This window comes from Kutzneria viridogrisea DSM 43870 (assembly GCF_000525635.1).
GTDB classification, from domain to species: Bacteria; Actinomycetota; Actinomycetes; order Mycobacteriales; family Pseudonocardiaceae; genus Kutzneria; species Kutzneria viridogrisea.
Genome location: NZ_CP007155.1, coordinates 8,977,132 through 9,000,730 on the forward strand (window position 1 = coordinate 8,977,132; position 23,599 = coordinate 9,000,730).

Below are 23,599 nucleotides of genomic sequence, written 5' to 3' on the forward strand. Positions count from 1 at the left end.
CATGACGCGAAGCCATGGGTGCACCGTACGATTGGTGGCGTGAGCGAATCCGAGTCGCTGGAACTGCGCATCGGTGACGCCGAGCGCGAGGACGCCCTCAAAGCGCTCGGCGAGCACATGAGTGCCGGGCGCCTGGACATCGACGAGTACGGGGACCGCTCCGCGCGGGTGGCCACCGCACGCACCCAGAACGAACTGCTCGCCCTGTTCACCGACCTGCCCGCACCCAAGCCCTCCTTCAGTGCCGCCAGTGCCGCCCCGGCGGCACCCGCGCCCGCGCCGGTGCAGGCACCGCAACCGACCTCGGGGGACGAGCGCAAGGCGATCCAACGCGTCGCCGCCGCCCTGCTCCCGCTGGCGTGGATCGGCTTCGGCCTGCTGTCCTGGCACCTGGGCATCTGGTTGTTGATGCTGATCCCGCTGGCACTGTCCAGCGTGGCGGGCGCGTTGTGGGGCAAGCACTGGGAACACGACCAGCGCCACCAGACGCACCGCATGCCGCACTCGGAGCAGCGCGCCATGCACCGTGAGTTCCACCAGGAGCGGCGCGAGCAACACCGGGAAATGCGCGAGCAACACCGGGAGTTGCGCGACCGTCTGCGGGACCGCCGCAGGGAACTTCGCCGCGGCGACCGCTGAGCCGTAGAGTCCTTGTCGTGGACGACCTCCGCGTCGGTGACGCCGAGCGCCAGCAGGCCCTGGCAGACCTCGGCGTGCACATGCGGGACGGTCGGCTGGGCATCGACGAGTACGGGGACCGCGCGGCCAGGCTGGCCACCGCCCGCACCCGCGGCGAGGTGATCGCGCTGTTCACCGACCTGCCCGATCCCCGACCCGAGTTCATGCCCGTGGACCTCGTGCGCAGGCGGGGCTTCACGATGTCCCGCCGGGCGCTCGTGCCGGTGATCGGGCTGGTGTGGGTCGCCGCGATCCTGGGTGGGCTGGAACTGCGGCTGTTGTGGCTGATCCCGCTGGCGATCGCCGTCACCCTGGTGCTCAACGCGATGGCGCGGGGCAACCGGTGACCCGACCCTCACTGCTGCTGCTCGACCTGGACGGGGCGGACGGGGAAGCACTGGACCTGGTGCGCGCGGCCCGTCGGCGGTGCCGGGTGGTCCGGTTCGCGAACAGCCCGGAACGTGCCAGGCTCGACCCCGAGGTGGACGCGGTCGTGTCCAGCGCACGAATCGGTGTGGCCAAACCAGATCCGGAGGCGTTCCGCCGCGCGCTGAGGGTGTTGCAGCACTCCGTGTCGGCCACCCTGCTCTGCGACGAGGACCCCGAGAACGTCGCAGCGGCAAGGGGTCTGGGCATCGACGCGGCCCACGTGCCGACCGCGAGGGCCCTGCGGGAAGCGCTCTCCGCGCGCGGCCTGCTCGACGAACAGTCCACTGTGGATCACGATCAGTCCGAACAGGACGGTGCGCTGATCGTGTTGTCCGACAAGGAGGACGCCCACCGGCTGGCGGCCGAGCTGGAACAGTCGGGCTGGGCGCCCTGCGCGGTGCACCGGGACATGCTGGCCGGCGAGGACGACGCCGAGGACGCGGACTGGGTGGTCGAGCTGCGCACCGCCCCGGACGGAACCCCGGCGGGCGCGCACCTCGCGGAGCTGACCGAGCTGGCCGACCGCGAAGAGGGCTTCGTGACCGGCATGAATTAGCGTGTGCGCGTGGAACCGGTCGAGATCAACGCGGGCAGCTACTACCTGCGGCACCTGCGCGCCGACGACCGGGTGGACGACCGCCCGGCGATCCTCGCGGCGTTCTCCGACCCGGTCAGCCTGCGCTGGCTCAGCCACCGGGTGGACACCCTGCGGGACGCGGGCGACTACGTGGCCCTGCGGGCCCGGGAGTGGGCCGAGGACCGGCGCTGCTCCTGGGCGGTGGCCAACCAGAACACCGGGGAGCTGCTCGGCGAGGTGGGCCTGAAGGACCTGGACCTGGCAGTGGGCACGGCCGAGGCGGCGTGCTGGACGGTGCCGGAGCACCGGGGCCGGGGCGTGGTCAGCGAGGGACTGGCCGCGGCGCTGCGCTTCGGCGGCGGCGCGCTGGGGCTGCGCAGGGTCGAGTACCACTTCGAGGACGGCAACACGGCCTCGCGCCGGGTCGCCGAGAAGTGCGGGTTCGGCTTCGACCGGACGATCGATCGCAAGAGCGGCCGCGTGCACGTCTGGACCTTGCGGCTACCGTAGGCGCCCATGCGACGAGGGCTGTTCGTGCTGTGCGCCGCGCTGGCCGTGGGCGGCTGCTCCGCGACGGGTCCCGACCCGGCCAACCAGGCGCTCACCGCGGGCCCGACCACGAGTCCGCCGACGACCACCTCGGTGCCGCTGACCATGCCGCCGCGCCCGAGGGACATCCCGCTGGACAAGGTGGCGCCCTGCGAGATCCTGAGCAAGGACCAGCGCAAGCGGCTGAGCCTGGACACCACGCCCACCCCGTACACCGACAGCGACCTCAAGGCCAGGGCCTGCACGATCCGCGGCACCTACAGCGGGGCGGTCGCACGCCTGGCGCTGGTCACCACCGAGGGCGTGCAGCTGTGGATCTCCGACGAGGCCCAGGTGGAGGCCAAATCCGCCACGATCGTGGGATTTCCGGGACTGATCGTGCGCACTCCGGGCCTGACCACGCTCTGCAACGTGGAGGTGGACCTGGCCGAGGGCCAGTTCCTGGACGTGCTCTTCCGCGATGGCGGTGGGGCGCAACCGATCCCACAAGATGATCTTTGCCTTGGCGCGCAACGGGTCGCGGAGGCCGCCGTGACCAGTCTGTCCACTTCGAGATAAGGGCCACCCCGCCGGCCGATTGACAAACCCACCAGTAGGGATGTCACGCTGACCACAGCTCGCCGCTACGCAGGGTCGCTACAGTGTGTGGCCCCACACCCCGCACGGGAGGTCGCAAGTGCCGCAACGGACGTCCCCGGCACCGGATCCGGCCGCGGTGCTGGCCGGCAGTTTCCGGGTCGATCCCGCCGCGATCCCGAACCTGCGCAAGGTGTTCACCACCGCGCTGGTGAAGCTGGACAGGCAGATCGAGATGGCCGTGTCCGACGTGCGGATCCGGCCGTGGGCCGGTGACCCGGTCAGCGAGCAGGCGGCCGCCGACTTCAACGAGCACGCCTACGGCGGGGGTGGCTCCGCGCTGGACTCCCTGCAGGCCTACCAGCGCCAGCTCAAGGGCGCGCTGGACGCGTTGACGCAGGTGGAGCAGCAGTACCACCAGGTGGAGCACGACAACACAAAGCTGATCAACGGCCAGGGCGGGTGCTGATGTCCGGTGACTTCCGCTGGCAGGGGTACACCCACCAGGAGCTGTACGACGCGCTGAACTCCGGCCCGGGACCGGCCGCCGCGGCCACCCCGGCCAGCCGCTGGGCCGAACTGTCCGGCACCCTCGCGGAGATCAACAACGACCTGTTGCGCGGGGTGTCCGACTCCACGACGGGCTGGACCGGGTCCGCGGCCGAGCGGGCACGGGAGGGCATCGGCCCGCTGGCCAGCTGGGCGGCGCAGGCCCACGCGGGTGCCGAGGCGATGCGCAGCAGCACCGAGTTGCAGGCCGAGCACCTGAGCGCGGCCCGCGCCGACATGCCGGTGCCGGTCCCGGCCACCCCGGAGCAGCCCACCGACCTGCTCGGCGGGCTGCGGCAGCTGTTCGCGGGGCAGATCGACGCCGAGATCGCCGAGGCGGCCCACCAGGCGGCCACCACCAGGGCGTACGAGGTGATGAACACCTACCAGACCAGCACCGCGAGCAACACCGGCACGCTGACCCCCTTCGCACCGCCGCCGCAGGTCGTGGCGGGTGCCGCCGCGCTCGAGCGGTCCACCGGTGATCCGTTCGCGGTACCGAGCCCGCTGGGCACCAGGCCGGTGGGCGCCAGTGCCCCGGCGCAGCGACGGGCGCCCTCGGCCACGCGTTCCGCGCCGGTGGTGCCGGGGCAGCGTCCTGGCGGCCAGTCGTCCAGCCCGGCCGAGCCCGAGCGCGGCAACTACCTGTTCGCCGCGGACGGCCTGTTCGGGGACAGCCACGCCGTGGTGCCGCCGGTGCTTGGCGAGCACTGAGCATGTCGCTGACCATCTCGGCGCTGGAGTTCGACGTGCTCTGGGAGCACCTCAGGTTCGACCAGCCGCCGCTGGCACTGCACGTGCCCTCACCGGGCAAGACCTACACCGAGCGGGCCGAGCTCGCCGACGCCGTGTGGGACTCGCTGGCCGAACGCGGACTCGTCGGCGGCAGCTCCGGCATCGACCCCGCGCTGGTCGACCTGCTGTGCCTGCTCGACCGCCCGCAGTACGAGATCGACGCCCGGCTGTGGATCGGGCAGGGCGTGCGGGCCGTGGCCGCCGCGAAGGGCCAGGACGGGGTGCTGGCCGTACTCACCGAGGACACGCTCACCCTGCGGTCGATCATCGCCGAGGGCATGCCGCACGCCGTGCTGTCCCTGCTGCCCGACCTTCCCGCGGGCCCCGGCTACTCGGTGAGCGTGCCCAGCGCCGAACTGGACGCCGCCGTGGAGCAGACCAGCACCCCGGACGACCTGGGCTGGGTGCTGCGCGACCACGGGGTGAGCCCGGCGGACGCCGACGAACTCGGCGCGATGGTCACCGGGGTGCGGGCGCGCGGCCAGTTCGGCGCGGCGGCCCGCGACCGCTGGGGCAGGCGGCACCGGCCCGACCGCGTGGTCGGCTACTTCGACACGGTGCGGGGGCGCTACGTGCAGTTGCGGCGTGCCGAGCCGGGTGGACAGGCGTGGAGCACCGTGGCGCCCGCCGACCAGCGCCGCCTGGGCCAGCACGTGGTCGACCTGGTCAACGAGGCCGCCGCCCTGGCCCACTGACCCCAAGGCTCACGACGAGTCCCGCCCACCGGCACGCGAGTCCCGCCCAGCCGCAGCCGAGTCCCGCCCACCGGCCCGCGAATCCCGCCCAGGGGCACGCGAACCCCGCCCTCCGGCCCGCGAATCCCGCTTTGAGAGCCCTCTCCTGCCCTCCACCCGACCCGCCCACCCCGTGCCCGCGTCTTCGCGCCGGTCTCTGGACCGCAGGCCGAAGATGATCACATCTGTCCAGTGATCATCTTCGGACAAGGGAAGAGACCGGACCAGAGCGAAGACGCCGCGATCCGGAGGATCGCCAAGAGCGAAGCGGGCACAGCCGTCCCCAGCGAACGCCCAAGCCCGCTCGGGAGAGCCCGCATCAGTCCAGCGGGCGACCCGAGCAACCCCGCGAGCGGGACTCGCGTGCCTGTGGGCGGGATTCGCCGTCCTGTGGGCGGGACTCACACCCCCGAGAGCGGGACTCGCGCACCAGCGCCCGCCTCACTCCAGCGCGCGACCCGAGCACCCCCTCAGCTCACCGAGTCGAGCAGGTCCGGCCGGGCTTCCGGGGCCGCCGACCTGGCCTCGTCGGCCGCCTCGTCATCGGGCACGGTCTGCGAGGCGCGCTCGGCCTCGACCCGCGCGGTGTAGACCTCGACCTCGCGGGCGACCCGCTTGTCGTCCCAGCCGAGCACGCCCGCCATCAGCTTGGCGACCTGCTCCGCGCAGTCCACCCCGCGGTGCGGGTACTCGATCGAGATGCGGGTCCGCCGGGTGAGCGTGTCCTCCAGGTGCAGCGCCCCCTCGTGGCTGGCCGCGTACACGATCTCGACCTGGAGGTAGTCCGGGGCGGCGGGCAGCGGGCGCAGCAGTTCGGCGTCCTCGTCGGCCACGGCGAGCACCTCGTGCACCAGCGAGCCGTACCGGTCGAGCAGGTGCCGCACGCGGTACGGGTGCAGGCCGTAGCGGGCCGCCAGCTGATCTGCCTGGTTGACCAGCGCGTGGTACCCGTCCGCACCCAGCAGCGGCACCTTGTCGGTGATCGAGGGCTGCAACCGCCCGGGCAGGTCGGCGGACGCGGCGTCCACGGCGTCGGCGGCCATCACCCGGTACGTCGTGTACTTGCCGCCCGCGATCGCGACCAGTCCCGGCGCGACCCGTGCCACGGCGTGCTCGCGCGAGAGCTTGGAGGTCTCCTCGCTCTCACCGGCCAGCAGGGGCCGCAGCCCGGCGTAGACGCCCTCGATGTCCTCGTGGGTCAGCGGCGTGGCCAGCACGGTGTTGACGTGTTCGAGGATGTAGTCGATGTCCCGCTTGGTGGCGGCGGGGTGGGCCAGGTCGAGGTTCCAGTCGGTGTCGGTGGTGCCGACGATCCAGTGGTTGCGCCACGGGATGACGAACAGCACCGACTTCTCGGTGCGCAGGATCAGTCCGGACTCGGCGACGATCCGGTCGCGCGGCACCACGATGTGCACGCCCTTGGAGGCGCGCACCCGGAACCGGCCGCGGCTGCCGGACAGCTTCTGGAGGTCGTCGGTCCACACCCCGGTGCAGTTGATCACCGCGTTGGCCTTGACCTCGGTCTCCCGGCCGTCCTCCACGTCCCGCACGCGCACGCCGGACACCCGGTCCGCCTCACGCAGGAAGCCGACCACCTGCGTGGACGTGCGCACCACGGCCCCGTAGTGCGCCGCGGTGCGGCCGACCATCATCGTGTGCCGGGCGTCGTCGGCCTGGGCGTCGTAGTACCGGATGCCGCCGATCAGCGCGTTGCGCTTGAGTGCGGGCACCATGCGCAGGGCGCCCGCCCTGGTCAGGTGCTTCTGACCGGGCACCGAGCGCGCGCCGCCCATGGTGTCGTACAGCAGCAGCCCGGCTGCGGTGTAGGGGCGTTCCCAGATGCGGTGGCTGAGCGGGTACAGGAAGCTGACCGGCTTCACCAGGTGCGGCGCGAGCCTGGTCAGCATCAGCTCGCGCTCGCGCAGGGCCTCCCTGACCAGCCCGAACTCCAACTGCTCCAGGTAGCGCAGACCGCCGTGGAACAGCTTGCTGGACCGGCTGGAGGTGCCCGAGGCGAGGTCGCGCGCCTCGATCAGGGCGACCCGCAGGCCGCGGGTGGCCGCGTCCAGCGCGGTGCCCACCCCGACCACGCCCCCGCCGATGACGACGAGGTCGAAGGTCTCGTTCTCCAGCCGCTGCCAGTCCCGCTCCCGTTCGTCCGTGCCGAGCCGTCCGGTCTGGGCGGCGTTGGAGCGCTCCACTGAACCACGTGGTTTCCGGCTGGCCACGGCCACTCGCCTCCCTGACAACGACGCTGGTCCGACGGATCATCACGCTACCGGCATCGGCGCCCGCGCGCGGCTCCGAGCGAGTCGTTGTGCACTGCTCCGGCTGGCGCAGTGGGCGTGACCACCGTAGACAGTCCCTGTACCGCTAAGTAACGTCCGGGCTCCCGTTGCCACCGAGGCCAGCGGGGGTGGGGAGCAGGCATGACCTACGGGGCAATCTTCGTGTGGGAGACGATCGGCACAGCGGTGCTGATCCTGCTGGGCACTGGCGTGGTGGCCAACGCTGTGCTGAAGAACACCAACGGCAACAACGGCGGCACATTGTTCATCAATGTGGGCTGGGGTTTCGCGGTGTTCACCGGTGCCAGCTTGGCCAGCCCGAGCGGAGCCCATCTCAACCCGGCGCTGACACTGGCGCTGGCCGTGGCGGACAAGGTCGGCTGGGACAAGGTGCCGTTCTACCTCGCGGGCCAGTTCCTCGGCGCGATCATCGGCGCCATGCTCTGCTGGGCCACCTACAAGCTCCAGTTCGACCGGCACGACGAGCCGCGCAACACGCTGGGCATCTTCTCCACCGCCCCGACCATCCGCGGCACGACCTGGAACCTGGTCACCGAGGTGATCGGCACGTTCGTGCTGGTCATCTGGGTGCTGCTCAGCCCGGCGGCCAAGACGGCAGGCACCGACGGCGTGCCGCAGTTCGGCAACTCGGCGCTGGGCTACGCCGGTGTCGCGTTCGTCGTGCTGGTCATCGGCACCTCGCTCGGCGGCCCCACCGGGTACGCCATCAACCCCGCGCGCGACCTCGGACCGCGCATCGCCTACGCCTTCCTGATGCCCATCCGCGGCAAGGGTCGTGGCGACTGGGGCTACTCCTGGGTGCCGGTGCTCGGCCCCGTCGTCGGCGGCGTGCTCGCCGCCCTGCTCTACCTCGTGCTGCCCACGTCCTGAAGGGGAACAACCCGATGCCTTACGTAGCCGCGATCGACCAGGGCACCACGTCGACCCGCTGCATGATCTTCGACCACTCCGGCCGGGTCGTGTCGGTGGACCAGAAGGAGCACGAGCAGATCTTCCCGAAGGCGGGCTGGGTCGAGCACGACCCGAAGGAGGTCTGGTCCAACACCCGCGAGGTGGCCGCTGGCGCGCTGGCCAAGGCCGACCTGCACGCCAGCGACATCGTCGCGGTGGGCATCACCAACCAGCGCGAGACCGCCGTGGTGTGGGACCGCACCACCGGTGAGCCGGTCTACAACGCGATCGTCTGGCAGGACACGCGCACCGACAGGATCTGTGCCGAACTCGAGGCGCTGGGCGGCGGGCAGGAGCGCTACCGGGCCAAGACCGGCCTGCCGCTGGCCACGTACTTCTCCGGGCCGAAGGTCCGCTGGATCCTGGACAACGTCGAGGGCGCCCGCGAGAAGGCCGAGGCCGGTGACCTGGTCTTCGGCAACATGGACACCTGGGTGCTGTGGAACATGACCGGCGGGGTGGACGGCGGAGTGCACGCCACCGACCCCACCAACGCCTCGCGCACCCTGCTGATGGACCTGGACACACTCAGCTGGGACGCCGAGATCGCCAAGGACATGGGCATCCCGCTGTCCATGCTGCCGGAGATCCGCTCCTCCTCCGAGGAGTACGGCAAGGTGCGTGAGCGCGGGGCGCTGGCCGGGGTGCCGATCGCGGGCATCCTCGGCGACCAGCAGGCCGCCACCTTCGGCCAGGCCTGCCTGTCGCCCGGCGAGGCGAAGAACACCTACGGCACCGGCAACTTCGTGCTGCTCAACACCGGCACGGAGAAGGTGCTCAGCGAGAACGGCCTGCTCACCACGGTCTGCTACAAGATCGGCGAGAGGGACACCGTGTACGCCCTGGAGGGCTCCATCGCGGTCACCGGCTCGCTGGTGCAGTGGCTCAGGGACAACCTGGGCATGATCGGTTCGGCGGCGGAGATCGAGGAGCACGCGCGCTCGGTCGAGGACAACGGCGGCTGCTACTTCGTGCCCGCCTTCTCCGGCCTGTTCGCGCCCTACTGGCGCTCCGACGCGCGCGGGGCGATCGTCGGCCTGACCCGGTTCGTGAACAAGGGCCACCTGGCCCGCGCGGTGCTGGAGGCCACGGCCTTCCAGTCCCGCGAGGTGATCGAGGCGATGAACGCCGACTCGGGCGTGCCGCTGAAGTCGCTCAAGGTGGACGGCGGCATGGTGGTCAACGAGCTGCTCATGCAGTTCCAGGCCGACATCCTGGGCGTTCCGGTGATCCGCCCGGTGGTGGCCGAGACCACCGCGCTCGGCGCCGCCTACGCGGCCGGGCTGGCGGTCGGCTTCTGGGCGGGCGAGGAGGACATCCGGCAGAACTGGGCCCAGGACAAGCAGTGGGACCCGGCGATGGCGGAGTCCACCCGCACCGAGCAGTACCAGAACTGGAAGCGCGCGGTCACCAAGACCTTCGACTGGGTGCAGGGCTGACACCACACTGGGGTCGTGCCGCCGGGGTTTTCAAGCACCCCTGCTTGCGGAAATCCCCGGCGGCACGGCCTCATTCGAGGGTGGGCTGTGCCCCACCCCCGGTCTGTGCCGACCGCACCGTGAACCAGGTGCTCGGCGTCTGGTCACCGCAGGCCACCGACACCTCGTAACGGCCGGGGTGGGCGTCCGCGTTGACCTCACCTGCGCCGGTGAGCAGCCACGGCTGGTGGCCGTCCGGATCGCGGGACAGCGCTTGCACGGTGAGCACCGCGGAGGAGACCACCCCGAGCCGGGTGTCCTCGCAGGCCACCTGCACCGTCACCGCGTCACCCGGGCGTCCCTCAGCGGGACTCACCGAGATCGACACCGGTATCGGGTCCGCGGCGGCGAGAGCCGGGCTGGCCCCTGCTACCAACCCGGCGGCCAGCGTCACCGCGAAGGTGGTCCCGAATCGCATGGCCGCCATCTCCCTCGCCTCGCCGCGGTGTCCGACACTGTGCAGACGGCGCGGGGTGGCGAGGGGGTTGCACGGCTAGTCGAGATCGTCGTGACGCATCAGCTGACGGCCCGCGTCGGTGATCGAACCCGACAGCGAGGGGTAGACCGCGAAGGTGTGCGCGAGGTTCTCCACGCTGAGCTGGTTCTGCACGGCCAGCGCGATCGGCAGGATCAGCTCGCTGGCCGTCGGGGCCACCACGACCCCGCCGATGACCACGCCGGTGGCCGGTCGGCAGAACAGCTTCACGAAGCCCCTGCGCAGGCCCTCCATCTTGGCGCGCGGGTTGGTGGCCAGCGGCAGCATGATCGTGCGCGCGGGCACCTCACCGGAGTCGATGGCCTGCTGGCTGATGCCGACCGTGGCGATCTCCGGGTTGGTGAACACGTTCGCGGCCACCGTCTTGAGCCGGATCGGCTGCACGGCCTCGCCCAGGGCGTGCCACATGGCGATGCGGCCCTGCATGGCGGCCACCGAGGCGAGCATCAGCACGCCCGTGCAGTCCCCGGCCGCGTAGACCCCGCTGACCGTGGTGCGCGACACGCGGTCCACCGGGATGAACCCGCCCCGGCCCAGCTCGATGCCGATCCGGTCCAGGCCGATGTCGGCGGTGTTGGGCACCGAGCCGACCGTCATCAGCGCGTGGCTTCCCTCGACGGTGCGACCGTCCTCCAGGTAGACCTTCACGCCCTTCTCGGTGCGCTCGACCCGGTCGGCGCGGGCGTGCTTGGCCATGTCGCTGCCCCGCTCCAGGAACACGTCCTCCAGCACGGCGGCGGCGTCGGCGTCCTCGTGCGGCAGCACCCGGTCCCGGCTGGACACCAGGGTGACCTTGACCCCGATCTCGGTGTAGGCGGAGGCGAACTCCGCACCGGTCACGCCGGAGCCCACCACGATCAGGTGTTCCGGCAGCTCGGCCAGGTCGTAGATCTGCCGCCAGTCCAGGATGCGCTCGCCGTCGGGCACGGCCCCGGGCAACACGCGCGGGGTCGCGCCAGTGGCGATCAACACGATGTCGGCGGGCAGCACCTCCTCGCCCTCACTGGTGGTGACCACCACGCGGTGCTGGGCCAGGCCCGGCGCGTCGTCGCAGAGCCGGGCGGTACCGGTGATCAGGCGCACGCCCTCGCGCTGCAACTTGGCCCGGACGTCGGCGGACTGCGCCAGCGCGAGCCCCTTCACCCGTCCGTGGACCACGGGCACCTCGACGCCCGCCTCCGAGCTGTTCGTGCGAATGCCCAGCTCACCGGCATTGCGGAAGGCCGATCGGGCCCCCGCCGAGGCGATGTAGGTCTTCGAGGGCACGCAGTCGTAGAGCACGCAGGCCCCGCCGAGGCCGTCCCGCTCCACCACGGTGACCTCGGCACCGTGCGGTGCCGCGACCAGGGCTGCCTCGTAGCCGGCAGGGCCACCGCCCATGATCACGATCCGGGTCACCGGGTCCTCCTCTTACCGGTCGTCACAAGCCGGTGCAACCGTACGCGGTCGGCTGACCGGGCGCGCGACCCGCTCGGCATCCCGGCCGCTGATCGCCGAGGTCGCTACTCTGTCGTCGTGCCGCTCTACGCCGCTTACGGGTCCAACATGGACCCGAACCAGATGATGGAGCGAGCTCCGCACTCGCCGATGGCGGGAACCGGATGGCTCGCCGGATGGCGTCTGACCTTCGGCGGCGAGGACCTCGGCTGGGAGGGCTCCCTCGCCACGATCGTCGAGGACCCCGACTCGCAGGTCTTCGTCGTGCTCTACGACGTCAGCCCCAGGGACGAGTCGACCCTGGACCGCTGGGAGGGCGCGCTCGGCCTGTACAAGAAGATCCGGTTGCGGGCGCAGACCCTGGAGGGCACCGCCGTGTCCTGGCTCTACGTGCTCGACGCCTACGAGGGCGGCCTGCCCTCGGCCCGGTACCTGGGCGTGGTCGCCGACGCCGCGGAGGCCGCGGGCGCCCCGGACGACTACGTCGCCGACCTGCGCACCCGCCCCTGCCGAGGCCTGAACGGCTAACGCGAGTCCCGGCGTGTCGGACGTTCCGGCACCGCGTGTCGGCGCTTCCCGTACCGCGTGTCGGACGTTCCGGCGCGGTGTGTCGGCGCCTTCGGTACCGCGTGTTCGACATTCCGGAACCGCGTGTCGGCGCTTCCGGTGCGGTGCGTTCGACGGTCCGGCTCACCGCCGCCGTCCGAGGGCCGCGCGCAACCTGGCGATGAGCGCCGCAGGCTCCCGCAGGTCCTCAGCAGTGGCGCGCAGGACGAGCCAGCCCCGTCGATGGAGGTCCTCGTCCCGGGCGCGATCCTGCTCGTCCCGCCCCTCATGTGCCGCGTAACCGTCGTACTCCAGCGCGACCATCGCATCCGGCCAGGCGAAGTCGAGCCTGTAGAGCAAGGTGCCGTCGAGCTTGCAGACCTCGTGCTGGCACGTCGGCGCAGCGAGGCCAGCGTCTACGACGGTGAGCAGGAGCTTGCTTTCCGACGGCGACTCGGGCAAACCGCTGGCCAGCTCGAACAACAACTCCGCCCGACGGGTCCCGCGGCGGTCCCGGCGTTCACGCACCCTGTGGGCGACATCGGCCTTGAACGCCGCACGACGGACCGGGGAGAGCCTGGAGAGCAGTTCGTCGAAACAGGCCAAGGCCCGCCAGCGAGTCTCGTCACAGATCAACCCGGCGATCACCCGCTCGGGGACGAACACCGGCAGGCCGTCGACGTCCACCACGTCCTGGTCCTCGTAGTCGCCCTGGTGGACGCGCAGCCCGGCCCTGGACCTGATCTGGCGGTCGTAGCGGACATGTAGGTGGACCGGCACGTGCAAGGCGGCAGCGCAGCCATGCAGGGCAGCGGCGGTGAAACTGGTGAGCGTCACAGGCGGCGTGGCCGCGAGCACAGAGGCGGCGCATCTCGTGTGCAAGGAGAGTGCGCGTCGCGCATCGACCAGGACGTCGCGCGTGAAGTGCAGCGCACGGTGATCGCGGAGCGCGATTCGCGCTCCGCGATCACCCAGCGCGAGCCGAAGTTGGTCACGGGTGAAGGCGCCGTACAGGCCTGTGGGCAAACTGGTCATACATCTGACGATGTGGGCGCCAGATCACCCTGTCACCAGGCATTTCTCGACTTGTGGACAACTACCCTGCCTGTGGACAACTCACCGCACGGGAACGTCCGACACGCCGTACCGGAAGCGCCGACACGCGGTGTGGAACAGCTCAGGCCAGGGCGGTCAGGGCGGTGTGGACCATCAGCCGGATGCCCACGGGGATCGCCCGCTCGTCGAGCACGAAGGTCGGCTGGTGCAGGTCGTACTGCCGCCCCTCGCCGCTCCACACGCCCAGGCGCGCGAACGAGCCGGCCACGTGTTCCAGGTACCAGGCGAAGTCCTCGCCGCCGGAGGACTGCTCGGTCCCGGCCAGCGCGTCCTCGCCCAGTGCCGCCTCCACGCCCGCGCGCAGCAGCGCGGTGCTCTCCGCCTCGTTGACCACGGGCGGCACCCCGCGGGTGTGCACCAGTTCGAAGCCCACCCCGGTCGGCCACAGCAGCGACTGCACCAGGTCCTTGACCAGCGGTTCCAGGTCCTCCCACACGTGGTGGTCCCCGGTGCGCAGGGTGCCGCGCAGCACTCCGCTCTGCGGCACGGCGTTGGCGGCCTCACCCGCGTGCACCGCACCCCAGGTCAGCACCGTGCCCGAGCGCGGGTCGACCCGGCGGTTGAGCAGCGCGGGCAGGCCGGTGATCACCGTGCCGAGCGCGTGCACCAGGTCGGCGGTCAGGTGCGGGCGCGAGGTGTGCCCACCGGGTGAGGTCAGCCGCAGCTCCAGCATGTCGGCGGCGGAGGTGATCGGCCCGACACGGGTGCCGACCCTGCCGACCTGCAACCTCGGGTCACAGTGCAGGCCGAAGATCCGCTCCACGCCCTCGAGACCGCCCGCCTCGATGACGCGCAGCGCTCCGCCGGGCATGGCCTCCTCGGCGGGCTGGAACACCAGCCGCACGCGGCCGGGCAGCTCGGGGGCGGAGGCCAGGGCCAGGGCCGCGCCGAGCAGCACCGCGGTGTGCGCGTCGTGACCGCACGCGTGGCACGCACCGTCCACTGTGGATGAGAATGGCAGGCCGGTGGCCTCGGTCAGCGGCAGCGCGTCGATGTCGGCCCGCAGCGCCACGCAGCGCTCGCCGGTGCCGATGTCGCAGAGCAGACCGGTCCCGCCGGGCAGCACCTTCGGGTGCAGGCCCGCCGAGCGCAGTTGGCTGACGAGTAGGTCTGTGGTCTGGTGCTCCTGGTAGGACAGCTCGGGGTGCGCGTGCACGTGCCGCCGCCAGGCGACGACGTCGGCGAGCCCTCTGCCCAGCCACTCGTCGAGCCAGGACGGGCCACGTCCGGCACCGAGGTCCTGCACGTCTGACATGCTGACCCCGGAGTCGGTGATCAGCATCTCGGAACCTGCTTCGCGCCGGTCGCCCTCGCCCTCCAGGGGCAGCTCGGGCCGCGAGTCCAGCACGGTCACGCCACACCTCCAGCGGATCCGCTTCGGTGCCGCACCCCGTCGAGCAGTCTTGCCCGCTGGTCGGAGTCGGTCGCCGCGGCCACCGCGGTCCACGCCATCGACAGGGCGCCGTCGAGCACGGCCCTGTCCGCTGATGGCGAGGCGCAGGCCGCGGCGAACTCCGGCTGGTGGTTCACCGCGTCTCCGCAATCGATTGCAATGGTTGGGTGGATCCCGGGCAACGCCCTCGTGACGTTGCCCATGTCGGTGCTGCCCGCTGTCCGCAGCAGTTCCTCCTGCGGGCTCAGCAGGCAGCGGCCGAGTTCGGTGGCGGCGGCGCGGTACGCCTGCGCCAGCCACTCATCCGGCGCCAGTTCGGTGTACACCGGGGAGACCTGCTCGACCTCCAGGGCGCACCCGGTGCCCACGGCACCGGCCTCGAAGCAACCCCGGATGCGGTTGTCCAGGCGCTGCAACGATTCGAGGTCCGCCGCACGCAGGTAGAACAGCGCAGACGTCCTCGCGGGAACGATATTGGGCGCGGCACCGCCGTTGGTGACGATGCCGTGAACCATCTGTTTCGGCTCGAGGTGCTGGCGGGCCAGCCCGATTGCCACTTGGGCAAGGGTAACCGCGTCAGCGGCGTTCACGCCCAGGTGTGGCGCCGCGGCGGCGTGCGACTCCTTGCCTCGGTAGGTGACCTCCAGGTCCACGATGGCCAGGGAGGGCGAGGCGCAGGTCTCGTCCGGCGAGGGGTGCACCATCATCGCCATCGCGGCGTCGTCGAAGACACCGCGCTCCAGCATCAGGACCTTGCCGCCACCGGCCTCCTCGGCAGGCGTGCCGATCAGCTTCACGGTGATGCCCAGCTGGTCGGCGACCTCGCGCAGGGCCAGCGCGGTGCCGGTGGAGGAGGCGGCAATGACGTTGTGCCCGCAGGCGTGCCCGACCTCGGGCAGCGCGTCGTACTCGGCGCACAGGGCCACGACCAGCTCACCGGTGCCGTAGGTGGCGGTGAAGGCGGTGTCCAGTCCGGCGACCCCGCGCTCCACCTGGAAGCCCTCGCGCTCGGCCAGGTCGGCGATCTTCGCGGCGCTGCGGTGCTCGCGGAACGCCAGCTCCGGTTCCGCATGGATGCTGCGGGAGAGTCCGACGAGTGCGTCCTCGTACCGCTGCAGCACTGCGCGGCAGGTCGCCTTGGGGTCGGTACTCACTTGCGCCATCCTGCCCCACCGGTCCTTCCTGTCCGGTGGAGTTTTGCGCGTTGGGGGCTGGCCGGTGCCCAGAATGCGCCGAGCGGCGGGCCGATCGCGGGAAAGTTATGCCTGGCTGTACCCGCCGTTCAGTTAATGATCATGAAATCGTCGGCGGGCGGCGAAGTCTGTCCCACGATGTGGGAGGGTCGGCTCAGCCCGCGCTCTGGTTCCTCTTGCGCACCCTGCGCCCGTACCAGACGATCGCCAGCAGCGCGGCCACCACGACCACGATGATCAGCTTCTGCTTGGCGTCCTCACCGAGCCCCTGGTTCTGCGGTGGGTTGAGCGAGGGGCCGGGCTGCGGGGTCGGGTCGTCCGCCCACGCGGTCGGCGCGGTCAGCACGGCCCACAGGAACACGGTGCCGAGCGCGAGCACACGGGACATCGACTGCCTCCTCGCCGGGGCGGGTGTTGATCTACTGAGCCTAATGATGCCCCAGCCCGGCGCACATCCACCGGCTGAGCGGTGTTGGTGGACAATGGGCGCCATGTCCGCGCAGGAGCCCTCCACGCCAGCCGCAGAACGGGTCATCGCGGGCCGCTACCGGCTCCAGCACGTGCTCGGCAACGGGTCGATGGGCACGGTGTGGGCGGCCTACGACGAGTTCCTGCACCGCAAGGTGGCGGTCAAGGAGATGCTGCTGCCGCCGGGCATCCCCGCGGGCGAGGCCGACGCGCTGCGCGAGCGCACGCTGCGCGAGGCCCGGGCCATCGCCGTGCTGTCCCACCCGAACGTGGTCACCCTGCACGACATCGCCAGGCAGGACGGGGAGCCGTTCGTGGTGATGGAACTGGTGCCCTCGCGCAGCCTGGCCGAGGTGGTCCGCCAGCAGGGGCCGCTGGAACTGGACCAGGCGATCACCGTGGCCGACGCGGTGGCCGCCGCGCTGGAGGCCGCGCACCGGGCGGGCATCACCCACCGCGACGTCAAGCCGGGCAACGTGCTGGTCGGCGACAGCGGGCAGATCAAGCTGACCGACTTCGGCATCGCCCGCAACGTGGCCGAGACGACGATGACCAGCACCGGCATCATGCTGGGCTCACCGGCCTTCATCTCACCGGAGGTGGCCTCCGGTCAGCAGGTAACCCCGGCCGCCGACCTGTGGAGCCTGGGCGCCACCCTGTTCTCGGTGCTGGAGGGCCGCCCGCCCTACGACGCCGACGACGACCCCCTCGCGACGGTGACCGAGGTGGTGCACGGCGAGGTGCCCAGGCCCAGCGCCGCCGGGGTGCTGGAGCCGGTCATCGCCGGGCTGATGGTCAAGGACCCGGCGGCCCGGATGCCGCTGACCGAGGTGCGCAGGCGGCTGCGCCCGCTGGTCGCCGACCTGGACGCGGTGACCTTCCCGCACCTGGAGGTGCCGCGACCGGCCCCGATGCGGCCCACCATGCCCAAGCCGAAGCGGGTGGACCCGCCCGCGGACACCCCGCTGGCCGCCGACCCCGGCCCGCTGCCGTTCATGACCGGCCCCACCGAGCGGCCCGCGCCGCCCCGGGAGCACGTGCCCGGGCCGCGCGGCGGGCTGGCCATCGCGGTGGTGGGCCTGGTGGCGTTCCTGCTGTTCGCCCTGTCCACGGTGGGCGGGTTCGCGCTGACCAGGGTGGCCGGTGGGCAGCCGCTGGTACCCGCGCCGGTGCAGGTGGACGGGCCCAGCCCGACCACCACCGCCTCGCTGCCGCCGATGAGCGAGGTCACCGACAACGCGGAGATCGCCGCGGGCGGTACCGGCGGGGCCTTCGCGATCACCATCCCGCAGGACTGGCAGCACTTCGTGGAGCAGCGCCTGGCGGTCATGACGCTGCCCGCGAGCGTGGTGCACCACTGGGTCAGCCGCGACGGCAGCCAGGAGCTGAGCGTGCAGCGCTACCCGCGGTACTCCTCGGGCAGCGACATCAAGCCGTACCTGGACATGCTGGAGAAGACCCAGCCCGGTTACCGCAAGCCCGGACTGACCACCTCGCTCAACGGGGTCACCGGCTTCACCAACCCCCAGCAGTTCGTCTACCGGACCGACGACAACGGCGGGCCGCAGGTGCGCAGCAACGACCGCCAGCAGCGCAGCTACCTGGTGGCCACGCTGCCCAAGGACCGGGACCTGTGGGTGGTCACGCTGGCGACCGCGACCCAGGAGGAGGGCGGCTCCCTCCCGAACAAGCTGTTCACCACGGTCACCGCGAGTTTCCGGGTCACGGCGTGAAGGTTTTAGGCTCGACCACGTGACCGGTATCAGCGAGAACATCAGCGTGACCCCCGAGGAGCTGGCCGCGCGGGCCGCGACGGCACTGGCCGAGCGGACCGGGGTCGAGCGGCACGACGTGGCCGTGGTGCTCGGCTCGGGTTGGCGGCCCGCCGCGGACGTGATCGGCCAGGCCGAGGTCGAGGTGCCGGTCGCCGAGCTGCCGGGCTTCCTGGCGCCGACGGTGGCCGGGCACGGCGGCACGATCCGGTCCGTGCGCGCCGGGGACAACCGGGTGCTGGTGCTGCTGGGCCGCACCCACCTGTACGAGGGCAAGGGCATCGAGACGGTCGTGCACGGGGTGCGGACCGCGGCCGCCGCTGGCTGCCGCACGGTGGTGCTCACCAACGCCGCGGGCGGCCTGCGCCACGGCATGCGGGTGGGCCAGCCGGTGCTGATCAGCGACCACCTGAACCTCACCGCGCGCTCCCCGCTGGTCGGCGCGAACTTCGTGGACATGACCGACCTGTACTCGCCGAGGCTGCGCGAGCTGGCCAGGCAGATCGACCCCGCGCTGGAGGAGGGCGTGTACGCGGCGCTGCCCGGCCCGCACTTCGAGACGCCCGCCGAGATCAGGATGCTGCGCACGCTGGGCGCCGACCTGGTGGGCATGTCCACGGTGCTGGAGGCGATCGCGGCGCGGGCCGCCGGGGTGGCCGAGGTGTTCGGCCTGTCCCTGGTGACCAACCTGGCCGCGGGCATGACCGGTGAGCCGCTCAACCACCAGGAGGTCCTGGAGGCGGGCAAGGCCGCGGCCACCGGCATGGGCTCGCTGCTGCGCGAGCTGGTGAGCCGGGCATGACGGTGCGGCCCGCGCTGCGCGACGCCGCGTTCCGCTGGATCGCCGACGACCCGGACCCGGCGGCGCGCGCCGAGTTGCAGGCCGTGCTGGCCAAGGCCATCGCCGGGGACCCGGCCGCGGCTGAGGAACTGGCCGACCGGATGGCCGGGCCGCTCACCTTCGGCACGGCGGGGCTGCGCGGGCCGGTCCGCGCCGGGCCCAACGGCATGAACGAGGCCGTGGTCGTGCGCACCACGGCCGGGCTGGCGGACTGGTTGCGGCGCAACGGCCACGCCGGTGGCCTGGTGGTGGTCGGCCGGGACGCGCGGCACGGCTCCAAGCAGTTCCACCAGGCGGCGGCCGGGGTGCTGGCGGCGGCCGGGTTCGACGTGCGCGTGCTGGGCGGTCCGCTGCCCACGCCCGTCACGGCCTTCCTGGTGCGGCGGCTGGGCGCGGTCGCCGGGGTGCAGATCACCGCCTCGCACAACCCACCCGCGGACAACGGCTACAAGCTGTACGTGCAGCAGGGCGCGCAGATCGTGCCGCCGACCGACCGCGAGATCGAGGCGGCGATCGAGGCGGTGGCCGCGGCCGTCTCGGTGCCGCGTTCCACCAACTGGTCCACGGTGCCCGCCGCCGAGGTCGCCGAGTACGTGGCGCGGGCCGCCGGTCTGCCGCGCGGTACGGCCCGCGAGCTGCGCGTGGCCGCGACCCCGATGCACGGGGTCGGCGCCGACACGCTGGCCTCGGTGCTGGGCGCGGCCGGGTTCACCGACGTGCACTTCGTGGCCGAGCAGCGTGAGCCGGACCCGGACTTCCCCACCGTGTCCTTCCCGAACCCGGAGGAGCCCGGCGCCACGGACCTGCTGCTGGAGTTGGCGTCCACTGTGGACGCCGATCTGGCGGTGGCCCTGGACCCGGACGCCGACCGCTGCGCGCTGGGCGTGCGCGAGCGGGACGGTTCGTGGCGGATGCTGCGCGGGGACGAGACCGGTGTGCTGCTCGGCGAGCACGTTCTGTCCACTGTGGACGGTGCGGGTGCACTGGTGGCGACCACGATCGTGTCCTCCTCGCTGCTGTCCTCGGTGGCCGCCGCGCACGGCGCGAGCTACGACGAGACGCTGACCGGGTTCAAGTGGCTGGTCCGGGCCGGGGACGGGCTGGGCACCGGGCTGGTCTACGCGTACGAGGAGGCGCTCGGGCACTGCGTGGACCCGGACTTCGTGCGGGACAAGGACGGGATCTCGGCCGCCGTGCTGGCCTGCGACCTCGCCGCCACGCTCAAGGCCGAGGGCAGGACGCTGCTCGACGTGCTGGACGAGTTGTCGGTGGCGCACGGCGTGCACCTGACCGACCAGGTGTCGCTGCGGGTGGACGACCTCAGCCGGATCGGCTCACTGATGTCCGAGCTGCGCGCCGACCCGCCCGCACAACTGGGTTCGGTCACGGTCACCGCCGAGGACCTGCGCCCCCGCGCCGACGTGCTCGCACTGCGCGGTGCGGGCGTGCGGGTGCTGATCCGCCCGTCCGGCACCGAGCCGAAGGTCAAGGCGTACCTGGAGGTCGTGCAGCCGGTGAGCGGCGATCTCGGCGCCGCCCGCGAGCAGGCTCGCGCCCGGTTGGCCCAGCTGCACGGGGAGATCAGCGCGCTGCTGGTCTAGGCGGCGGCCACGATCAGCGCGATCACGGCCACCAGCAGGAACACCCCGGCCAGCAGGTACGGCACGTTCGACGGTCCCGACACGGGTCGGGGCCGTCGTTCGGTCATGCCCGCGATCGAGGCGCGGCCGAACGCGTAGCTGACCGAGGTCAGGCTCAGCCCGAACGCCATCAGCACGATGTTGGCCGAGTACGGCGTGTGGTCGATGCCCGGCCACAGCGCCACGACCACCAGCGGCAGGCCGATCAGGCCGATGCCGACGGCGAGCCAGCCGAAGTAGAAGATCCGCTTGCGGCGGCTGCCCGATACCAGAGAAGAAGTCACGTCCACAGTTCGTCCAGGTATATCAGCGTTTCCTGTACGTAGGACGTGTGGGGTGCGGGCCGGGTTGCGTGTCCGGCGCGGGCCCGGCACGCTCGCTTTCCGTGTCCAGACTGCTGATCGTGCACCACACACCGTCACCCGCCACGCAGGCCATGCTGGAGGCGGTGGTGTCCGGTGCGTCCGATCCGGAGATCACCGGCGTGCAGGTCGTGCGCCGCCCCGCCCTGGCCGCCAACGCCGTTGACGTGCTCGAATCCGATGCCGTGCTGCTCGGCACCCCGGCCAACATCGGGTACATGTCCGGTGTCAACGTGTAGAAGCAGTGTTTGCCTTTGACCTGGGCAAACGCCGGTTGCGGAGCGTCACGTTGCGCCCCGACTGCCACCTGAGCATCGTTGGGCATGTGCCCCGACTGCTGATCGTTCACCACACCCCGTCCCCCAACCTGCAAGCCATGTTCGAGGCTGTTGTGAGAGGTGCCACAACGCCGGAGGTCGAAGGCGTGGAGGTCGTCCGCAAGGCCGCGCTCGCCACGACCGCCATAGATGCGCTTGAGGCAGACGGCTTCTTGTTGGGCACTCCGGCCGCGTTGGGGTACATGTCGGGCGCGTTGAAGACCTTTTTTGATCTTGTTTACTACCCGTGCCTCGACAGCACCAAAGGTCGCACGTACGGGCTGTACGTACACGGCAACAACGACATGACCGGCGCAGTCAGAAGCGTGGAAAGCATCACCAAAGGCATGGGTTGGACCAAGGCGACCAATCACGTTCTCGTCGCCGGTGAGCCCACCAAACAAGATCTACAAGAATGCTGGGAACTTGGAGCGACCACGGCCGCCGGGCTGATGCCATAGTTCGGACGTCATGAAGGTGCCCCTCAGGACGTTCGGCGTCCTCAACGGCACCTTCATGACATCGGGCCGCGCTCCCGGGGCATCAGCATTCCTGACTGGATCGCGTAGTTAGTCGGCAGATACGTGCCGTCGTCGTATGCGATCAGCAGGCTGTCACGGACGAGCTGGTCGATGCACCCTTCCAGGGAGATCCCCAGGAACCAGGCCATCTCAGCTATCGAGCACACTTCGTCATCGCTGACGTCGGGGGCGTGGTACCACAGTGTCTCGGCTTGGTGAAACATCATGTTCACGTCATCGTCGACCTGCCGATGCACCAACCGGGCCTCGATCTTCGTCAGGACATCACGAACCGGCGCATACAACGCATGGTCTTCTCGAACCAAGACTGATCGGTAAACATATACCTTGCCGTCGACCCGCCTGGCCCACAACATCGCCGGGACGTCGGCGATGACCTCGGTCGCCATGTCGCCTCCCTCTTGGCACTTCACCACCTGCCGAATCGGTCGGTTCGACGCTGGAGATACTCATGCGGTTAGCCCAGCATCGCCCGCAGATGATGGCACACCGCATCACATACCGTCGTAGGATTTTGACTCAAAAGCTGGACACTGGATCAGGCGCTCTCAAGCACTTCTTCGACACCGTGTACTACCCGTGCCTGGACGCCACGCGCGGCAAGCCGTACGGGCTCTACGTGCACGGGGACAACGACACCTCGGGCGCGGTCAAGTCAGTTGAGATGATCACCACTGGGCTCGGTTGGACGCGGGCCGCCAGCCCCGTGTCGGTCCTCGGGGCGCTGGACAAGGCGGCCCGGGAGGCGTGCTGGGAACTCGGCGCGACGCTGGCGGCCGGGTTGATGGCGTGAAGGTGGCTTTCCCTGCGCTGGGCGCAGGGAAAGCCACCTTCACGCGACCTGTCAGCGGCCCACGAGCTCCATGCCAGCCTCGGGGTAGCGGCTGCCCGCGACGGCGTTGAGCGGCACCACGTACTCGATGGCGGAGAGGTCCTCGGCCGACAGCTCCAACTGGGCCGCGGCCGCGTTCTCCTCCAGGTACTTGCGGCGCTTGGTGCCCGGGATCGGCACCACGTCCGAGCCGCGGTGCTGCACCCAGGCCAGCGCGAGCTGACCCGCGGTGACGCCCCGGTCGGCGGCCAGCGACTTGAGCGCCTCGACGATCGCGAGGTTCTTGGCCAGGTTCTCCTCGGCGAAGCGCGGCTGCCCGACCTGCCGGAAGTCGCCCTCGGTGAAGTCCTGCGCGGAGGTGTAGCGCCCGGTCAGGAAGCCACGCCCCAGCGGGGAGTAGGCCACGACACCGACGCCCAGCTCACGGCAGGCCGGGACGATCTCCTGCTCCAGGTCGCGCGACCAGAGCGACCACTCGGTCTGTAGCGCGGTGATCGGGTGCACCGCGTGCGCCCGCCGGATCGTCTCCGCCCCAGCCTCGGACAGCCCCAGGTGACGGACCTTGCCCGCCTCCACCAGCGCCGCCATCGCCCCGACCGTCTCCTCGATCGGAATATTCGGGTCAACTCGGTGCTGGTAGTACAAATCGATGTGGTCAACGCCCAACCTGCGCAGCGAGGCGTCACACGCCTGACGCACGTACTCCGCGTCACCGCGGACGCCGCGCACCGTCGGGTCGTCGGTGCGGACGATGCCGAACTTGGTGGCCAGTACGACCTGATCGCGGCGGTCCGCGATCGCCCGGCCAACCAGCTCCTCGTTGAGGCCCTTGCCGTACATGTCGGCGGTGTCGAGCAGGGTCACACCCAGTTCGAGGGCGCGGTGGATGACGGCGATCGACTCGGTGTCGTCACCGGCACCGTAGAACTCGCTCATCCCCATGCAGCCCAGACCCTGCGCGGAGACCTCCAACTGGCCGAGCCTGCGCGTGGGCAGTGTTGCTCCCATGATGGTGAAAC

25 protein-coding genes and 2 pseudogenes are annotated in these 23,599 nt (G+C 71.1%); 17 read left to right on the plus strand and 10 right to left on the minus strand.

All coding sequences use genetic code 11. The features are described 5' to 3' along the window. Positions 1-39 precede the first annotated feature (39 nt). The 8 genes from KALB_RS39175 to KALB_RS39210 all read left to right on the plus strand — a co-directional run bounded on the left by KALB_RS39175 (position 40) and on the right by KALB_RS39210 (position 4,848). Complete coding sequence (locus KALB_RS39175) at positions 40-639, plus strand: DUF1707 SHOCT-like domain-containing protein (protein WP_025361142.1); 600 nt, start codon at positions 40-42, stop codon at positions 637-639. A 17-nt stretch (positions 640-656) separates the two neighbouring features. After that, positions 657-1,025 (plus strand): DUF1707 SHOCT-like domain-containing protein, encoded by a 369-nt coding sequence (locus KALB_RS44650; protein ID WP_025361143.1) that lies wholly within the window; start codon positions 657-659, stop codon positions 1,023-1,025. Next, positions 1,022-1,663, plus strand: coding sequence for an HAD family hydrolase (locus KALB_RS49690; protein ID WP_025361144.1), 642 nt, complete (start codon positions 1,022-1,024; stop codon positions 1,661-1,663). The genes KALB_RS44650 and KALB_RS49690 overlap by 4 nt, the downstream gene beginning before the upstream one ends. Before the next feature lie 9 nt (positions 1,664-1,672). Beyond that, positions 1,673-2,194, plus strand: a complete 522-nt coding sequence (locus KALB_RS39190) for a GNAT family N-acetyltransferase (protein ID WP_025361145.1) — start codon at positions 1,673-1,675, stop codon at positions 2,192-2,194. Between the two features lie 6 nt (positions 2,195-2,200). Continuing rightward, the gene (locus KALB_RS39195) at positions 2,201-2,791 is read left to right on the plus strand and encodes a DUF3558 domain-containing protein (protein WP_030108148.1); all 591 of its coding nucleotides are present in this window, start codon (positions 2,201-2,203) and stop codon (positions 2,789-2,791) included. Between the two features lie 118 nt (positions 2,792-2,909). Beyond that, positions 2,910-3,278 carry a hypothetical protein gene (locus KALB_RS39200; RefSeq protein WP_025361147.1) on the plus strand — a complete coding sequence of 123 codons (369 nt, stop codon included), beginning with the start codon at positions 2,910-2,912 and terminating at the stop codon, positions 3,276-3,278. Then, entirely contained in the window at positions 3,278-4,072 is a 795-nt protein-coding gene (locus tag KALB_RS39205; protein ID WP_025361148.1) for a PPE domain-containing protein, read from the plus strand. The genes KALB_RS39200 and KALB_RS39205 overlap by 1 nt, the downstream gene beginning before the upstream one ends. A 2-nt stretch (positions 4,073-4,074) precedes the next feature. Further along, positions 4,075-4,848 (plus strand): ESX secretion-associated protein EspG, encoded by a 774-nt coding sequence (locus KALB_RS39210; protein WP_025361149.1) that lies wholly within the window; start codon positions 4,075-4,077, stop codon positions 4,846-4,848. A gap of 509 nt (positions 4,849-5,357) precedes the next feature. Here the strand turns inward: KALB_RS39210 and KALB_RS39215 are convergent. After that, a complete protein-coding gene (locus tag KALB_RS39215; RefSeq protein WP_030111525.1) occupies positions 5,358-7,088 on the minus strand; it encodes a glycerol-3-phosphate dehydrogenase/oxidase in 1,731 nt (576 codons plus the stop codon). A gap of 228 nt (positions 7,089-7,316) precedes the next feature. Between KALB_RS39215 and KALB_RS39220 the strand changes: the two genes are divergently transcribed. Further along, positions 7,317-8,066: an MIP/aquaporin family protein gene (locus KALB_RS39220; RefSeq protein ID WP_025361151.1), complete on the plus strand. Its 750-nt coding sequence runs from the start codon at positions 7,317-7,319 to the stop codon at positions 8,064-8,066. A gap of 14 nt (positions 8,067-8,080) precedes the next feature. Further along, on the plus strand, positions 8,081-9,586 hold the full coding sequence (glpK, locus tag KALB_RS39225) for a glycerol kinase GlpK (protein ID WP_025361152.1): 1,506 nt from the start codon (positions 8,081-8,083) through the stop codon (positions 9,584-9,586). A gap of 70 nt (positions 9,587-9,656) precedes the next feature. Here the strand turns inward: glpK and KALB_RS39230 are convergent, their stop codons facing one another. Both KALB_RS39230 and KALB_RS39235 read right to left on the minus strand, forming a co-directional pair. Continuing rightward, positions 9,657-10,043, minus strand: a complete 387-nt coding sequence (locus tag KALB_RS39230; protein ID WP_148309823.1) for a hypothetical protein — start codon at positions 10,041-10,043, stop codon at positions 9,657-9,659. A gap of 75 nt (positions 10,044-10,118) precedes the next feature. Beyond that, positions 10,119-11,519, minus strand: a complete 1,401-nt coding sequence (locus KALB_RS39235; protein WP_025361154.1) for an NAD(P)H-quinone dehydrogenase — start codon at positions 11,517-11,519, stop codon at positions 10,119-10,121. 117 nt (positions 11,520-11,636) lie between these two features. Here KALB_RS39235 and KALB_RS39240 point away from each other — a divergent pair, with 117 nt between their 5' ends. Next, positions 11,637-12,086, plus strand: a complete 450-nt coding sequence (locus KALB_RS39240; protein WP_025361155.1) for a gamma-glutamylcyclotransferase family protein — start codon at positions 11,637-11,639, stop codon at positions 12,084-12,086. Between the two features lie 162 nt (positions 12,087-12,248). On the opposite strand, the gene KALB_RS39245 is transcribed toward KALB_RS39240, so the two are convergent. The 4 genes from KALB_RS39245 to KALB_RS39260 all read right to left on the minus strand — a co-directional run bounded on the left by KALB_RS39245 (position 12,249) and on the right by KALB_RS39260 (position 16,194). Beyond that, the gene (locus KALB_RS39245; RefSeq protein WP_025361156.1) at positions 12,249-13,139 is read right to left on the minus strand and encodes a DUF559 domain-containing protein; all 891 of its coding nucleotides are present in this window, start codon (positions 13,137-13,139) and stop codon (positions 12,249-12,251) included. Positions 13,140-13,281: 142 nt separating this feature from the next. After that, positions 13,282-14,574, minus strand: a complete 1,293-nt coding sequence (locus KALB_RS39250) for an amidohydrolase (protein ID WP_025361157.1) — start codon at positions 14,572-14,574, stop codon at positions 13,282-13,284. Continuing rightward, the gene (locus KALB_RS39255; RefSeq protein ID WP_030111524.1) at positions 14,571-15,776 is read right to left on the minus strand and encodes a M20 family metallopeptidase; all 1,206 of its coding nucleotides are present in this window, start codon (positions 15,774-15,776) and stop codon (positions 14,571-14,573) included. The genes KALB_RS39250 and KALB_RS39255 overlap by 4 nt, the downstream gene beginning before the upstream one ends. 184 nt (positions 15,777-15,960) lie before the next feature. Next, the gene (locus KALB_RS39260) at positions 15,961-16,194 is read right to left on the minus strand and encodes a hypothetical protein (RefSeq protein WP_025361159.1); all 234 of its coding nucleotides are present in this window, start codon (positions 16,192-16,194) and stop codon (positions 15,961-15,963) included. A 94-nt stretch (positions 16,195-16,288) separates the two neighbouring features. Between KALB_RS39260 and KALB_RS39265 the strand changes: the two genes are divergently transcribed. Genes KALB_RS39265 through KALB_RS39275 form a run of 3 tightly spaced genes read left to right on the plus strand, consistent with a single transcriptional unit; the run spans position 16,289 to position 20,488 of the window. Beyond that, the gene (locus KALB_RS39265) at positions 16,289-18,007 is read left to right on the plus strand and encodes a serine/threonine-protein kinase (protein ID WP_025361160.1); all 1,719 of its coding nucleotides are present in this window, start codon (positions 16,289-16,291) and stop codon (positions 18,005-18,007) included. 19 nt (positions 18,008-18,026) lie between these two features. After that, positions 18,027-18,848, plus strand: coding sequence for a purine-nucleoside phosphorylase (locus tag KALB_RS39270; protein WP_411931048.1), 822 nt, complete (start codon positions 18,027-18,029; stop codon positions 18,846-18,848). Then, positions 18,845-20,488 carry a phospho-sugar mutase gene (locus tag KALB_RS39275; RefSeq protein WP_025361162.1) on the plus strand — a complete coding sequence of 548 codons (1,644 nt, stop codon included), beginning with the start codon at positions 18,845-18,847 and terminating at the stop codon, positions 20,486-20,488. The genes KALB_RS39270 and KALB_RS39275 overlap by 4 nt, the downstream gene beginning before the upstream one ends. Here KALB_RS39275 and KALB_RS39280 read toward each other — a convergent pair. Next, positions 20,485-20,811 carry a hypothetical protein gene (locus tag KALB_RS39280; RefSeq protein WP_148309824.1) on the minus strand — a complete coding sequence of 109 codons (327 nt, stop codon included), beginning with the start codon at positions 20,809-20,811 and terminating at the stop codon, positions 20,485-20,487. The genes KALB_RS39275 and KALB_RS39280 overlap by 4 nt on opposite strands. A gap of 101 nt (positions 20,812-20,912) precedes the next feature. Between KALB_RS39280 and KALB_RS39285 the strand changes: the two are divergent. Both KALB_RS39285 and KALB_RS39290 read left to right on the plus strand, forming a co-directional pair. Beyond that, positions 20,913-21,116: pseudogene (locus KALB_RS39285) on the plus strand (flavodoxin family protein); the annotation flags it as partial. Between the two features lie 98 nt (positions 21,117-21,214). Continuing rightward, the gene (locus KALB_RS39290; RefSeq protein WP_025361165.1) at positions 21,215-21,667 is read left to right on the plus strand and encodes a flavodoxin family protein; all 453 of its coding nucleotides are present in this window, start codon (positions 21,215-21,217) and stop codon (positions 21,665-21,667) included. Positions 21,668-21,720: 53 nt separating this feature from the next. Here KALB_RS39290 and KALB_RS39295 read toward each other — a convergent pair whose 3' ends face one another. Next, positions 21,721-22,137 carry a hypothetical protein gene (locus tag KALB_RS39295; RefSeq protein WP_148309825.1) on the minus strand — a complete coding sequence of 139 codons (417 nt, stop codon included), beginning with the start codon at positions 22,135-22,137 and terminating at the stop codon, positions 21,721-21,723. Between the two features lie 149 nt (positions 22,138-22,286). Here KALB_RS39295 and KALB_RS39300 point away from each other — a divergent pair. Next, positions 22,287-22,541 (plus strand): annotated as a pseudogene (locus tag KALB_RS39300) (flavodoxin family protein); the annotation flags it as partial. Between the two features lie 51 nt (positions 22,542-22,592). On the opposite strand, the gene KALB_RS39305 reads toward KALB_RS39300, so the two are convergent. Next, positions 22,593-23,588, minus strand: a complete 996-nt coding sequence (locus KALB_RS39305; protein WP_201771867.1) for an aldo/keto reductase — start codon at positions 23,586-23,588, stop codon at positions 22,593-22,595. Between the last annotated feature and the right edge of the window lie 11 nt (positions 23,589-23,599).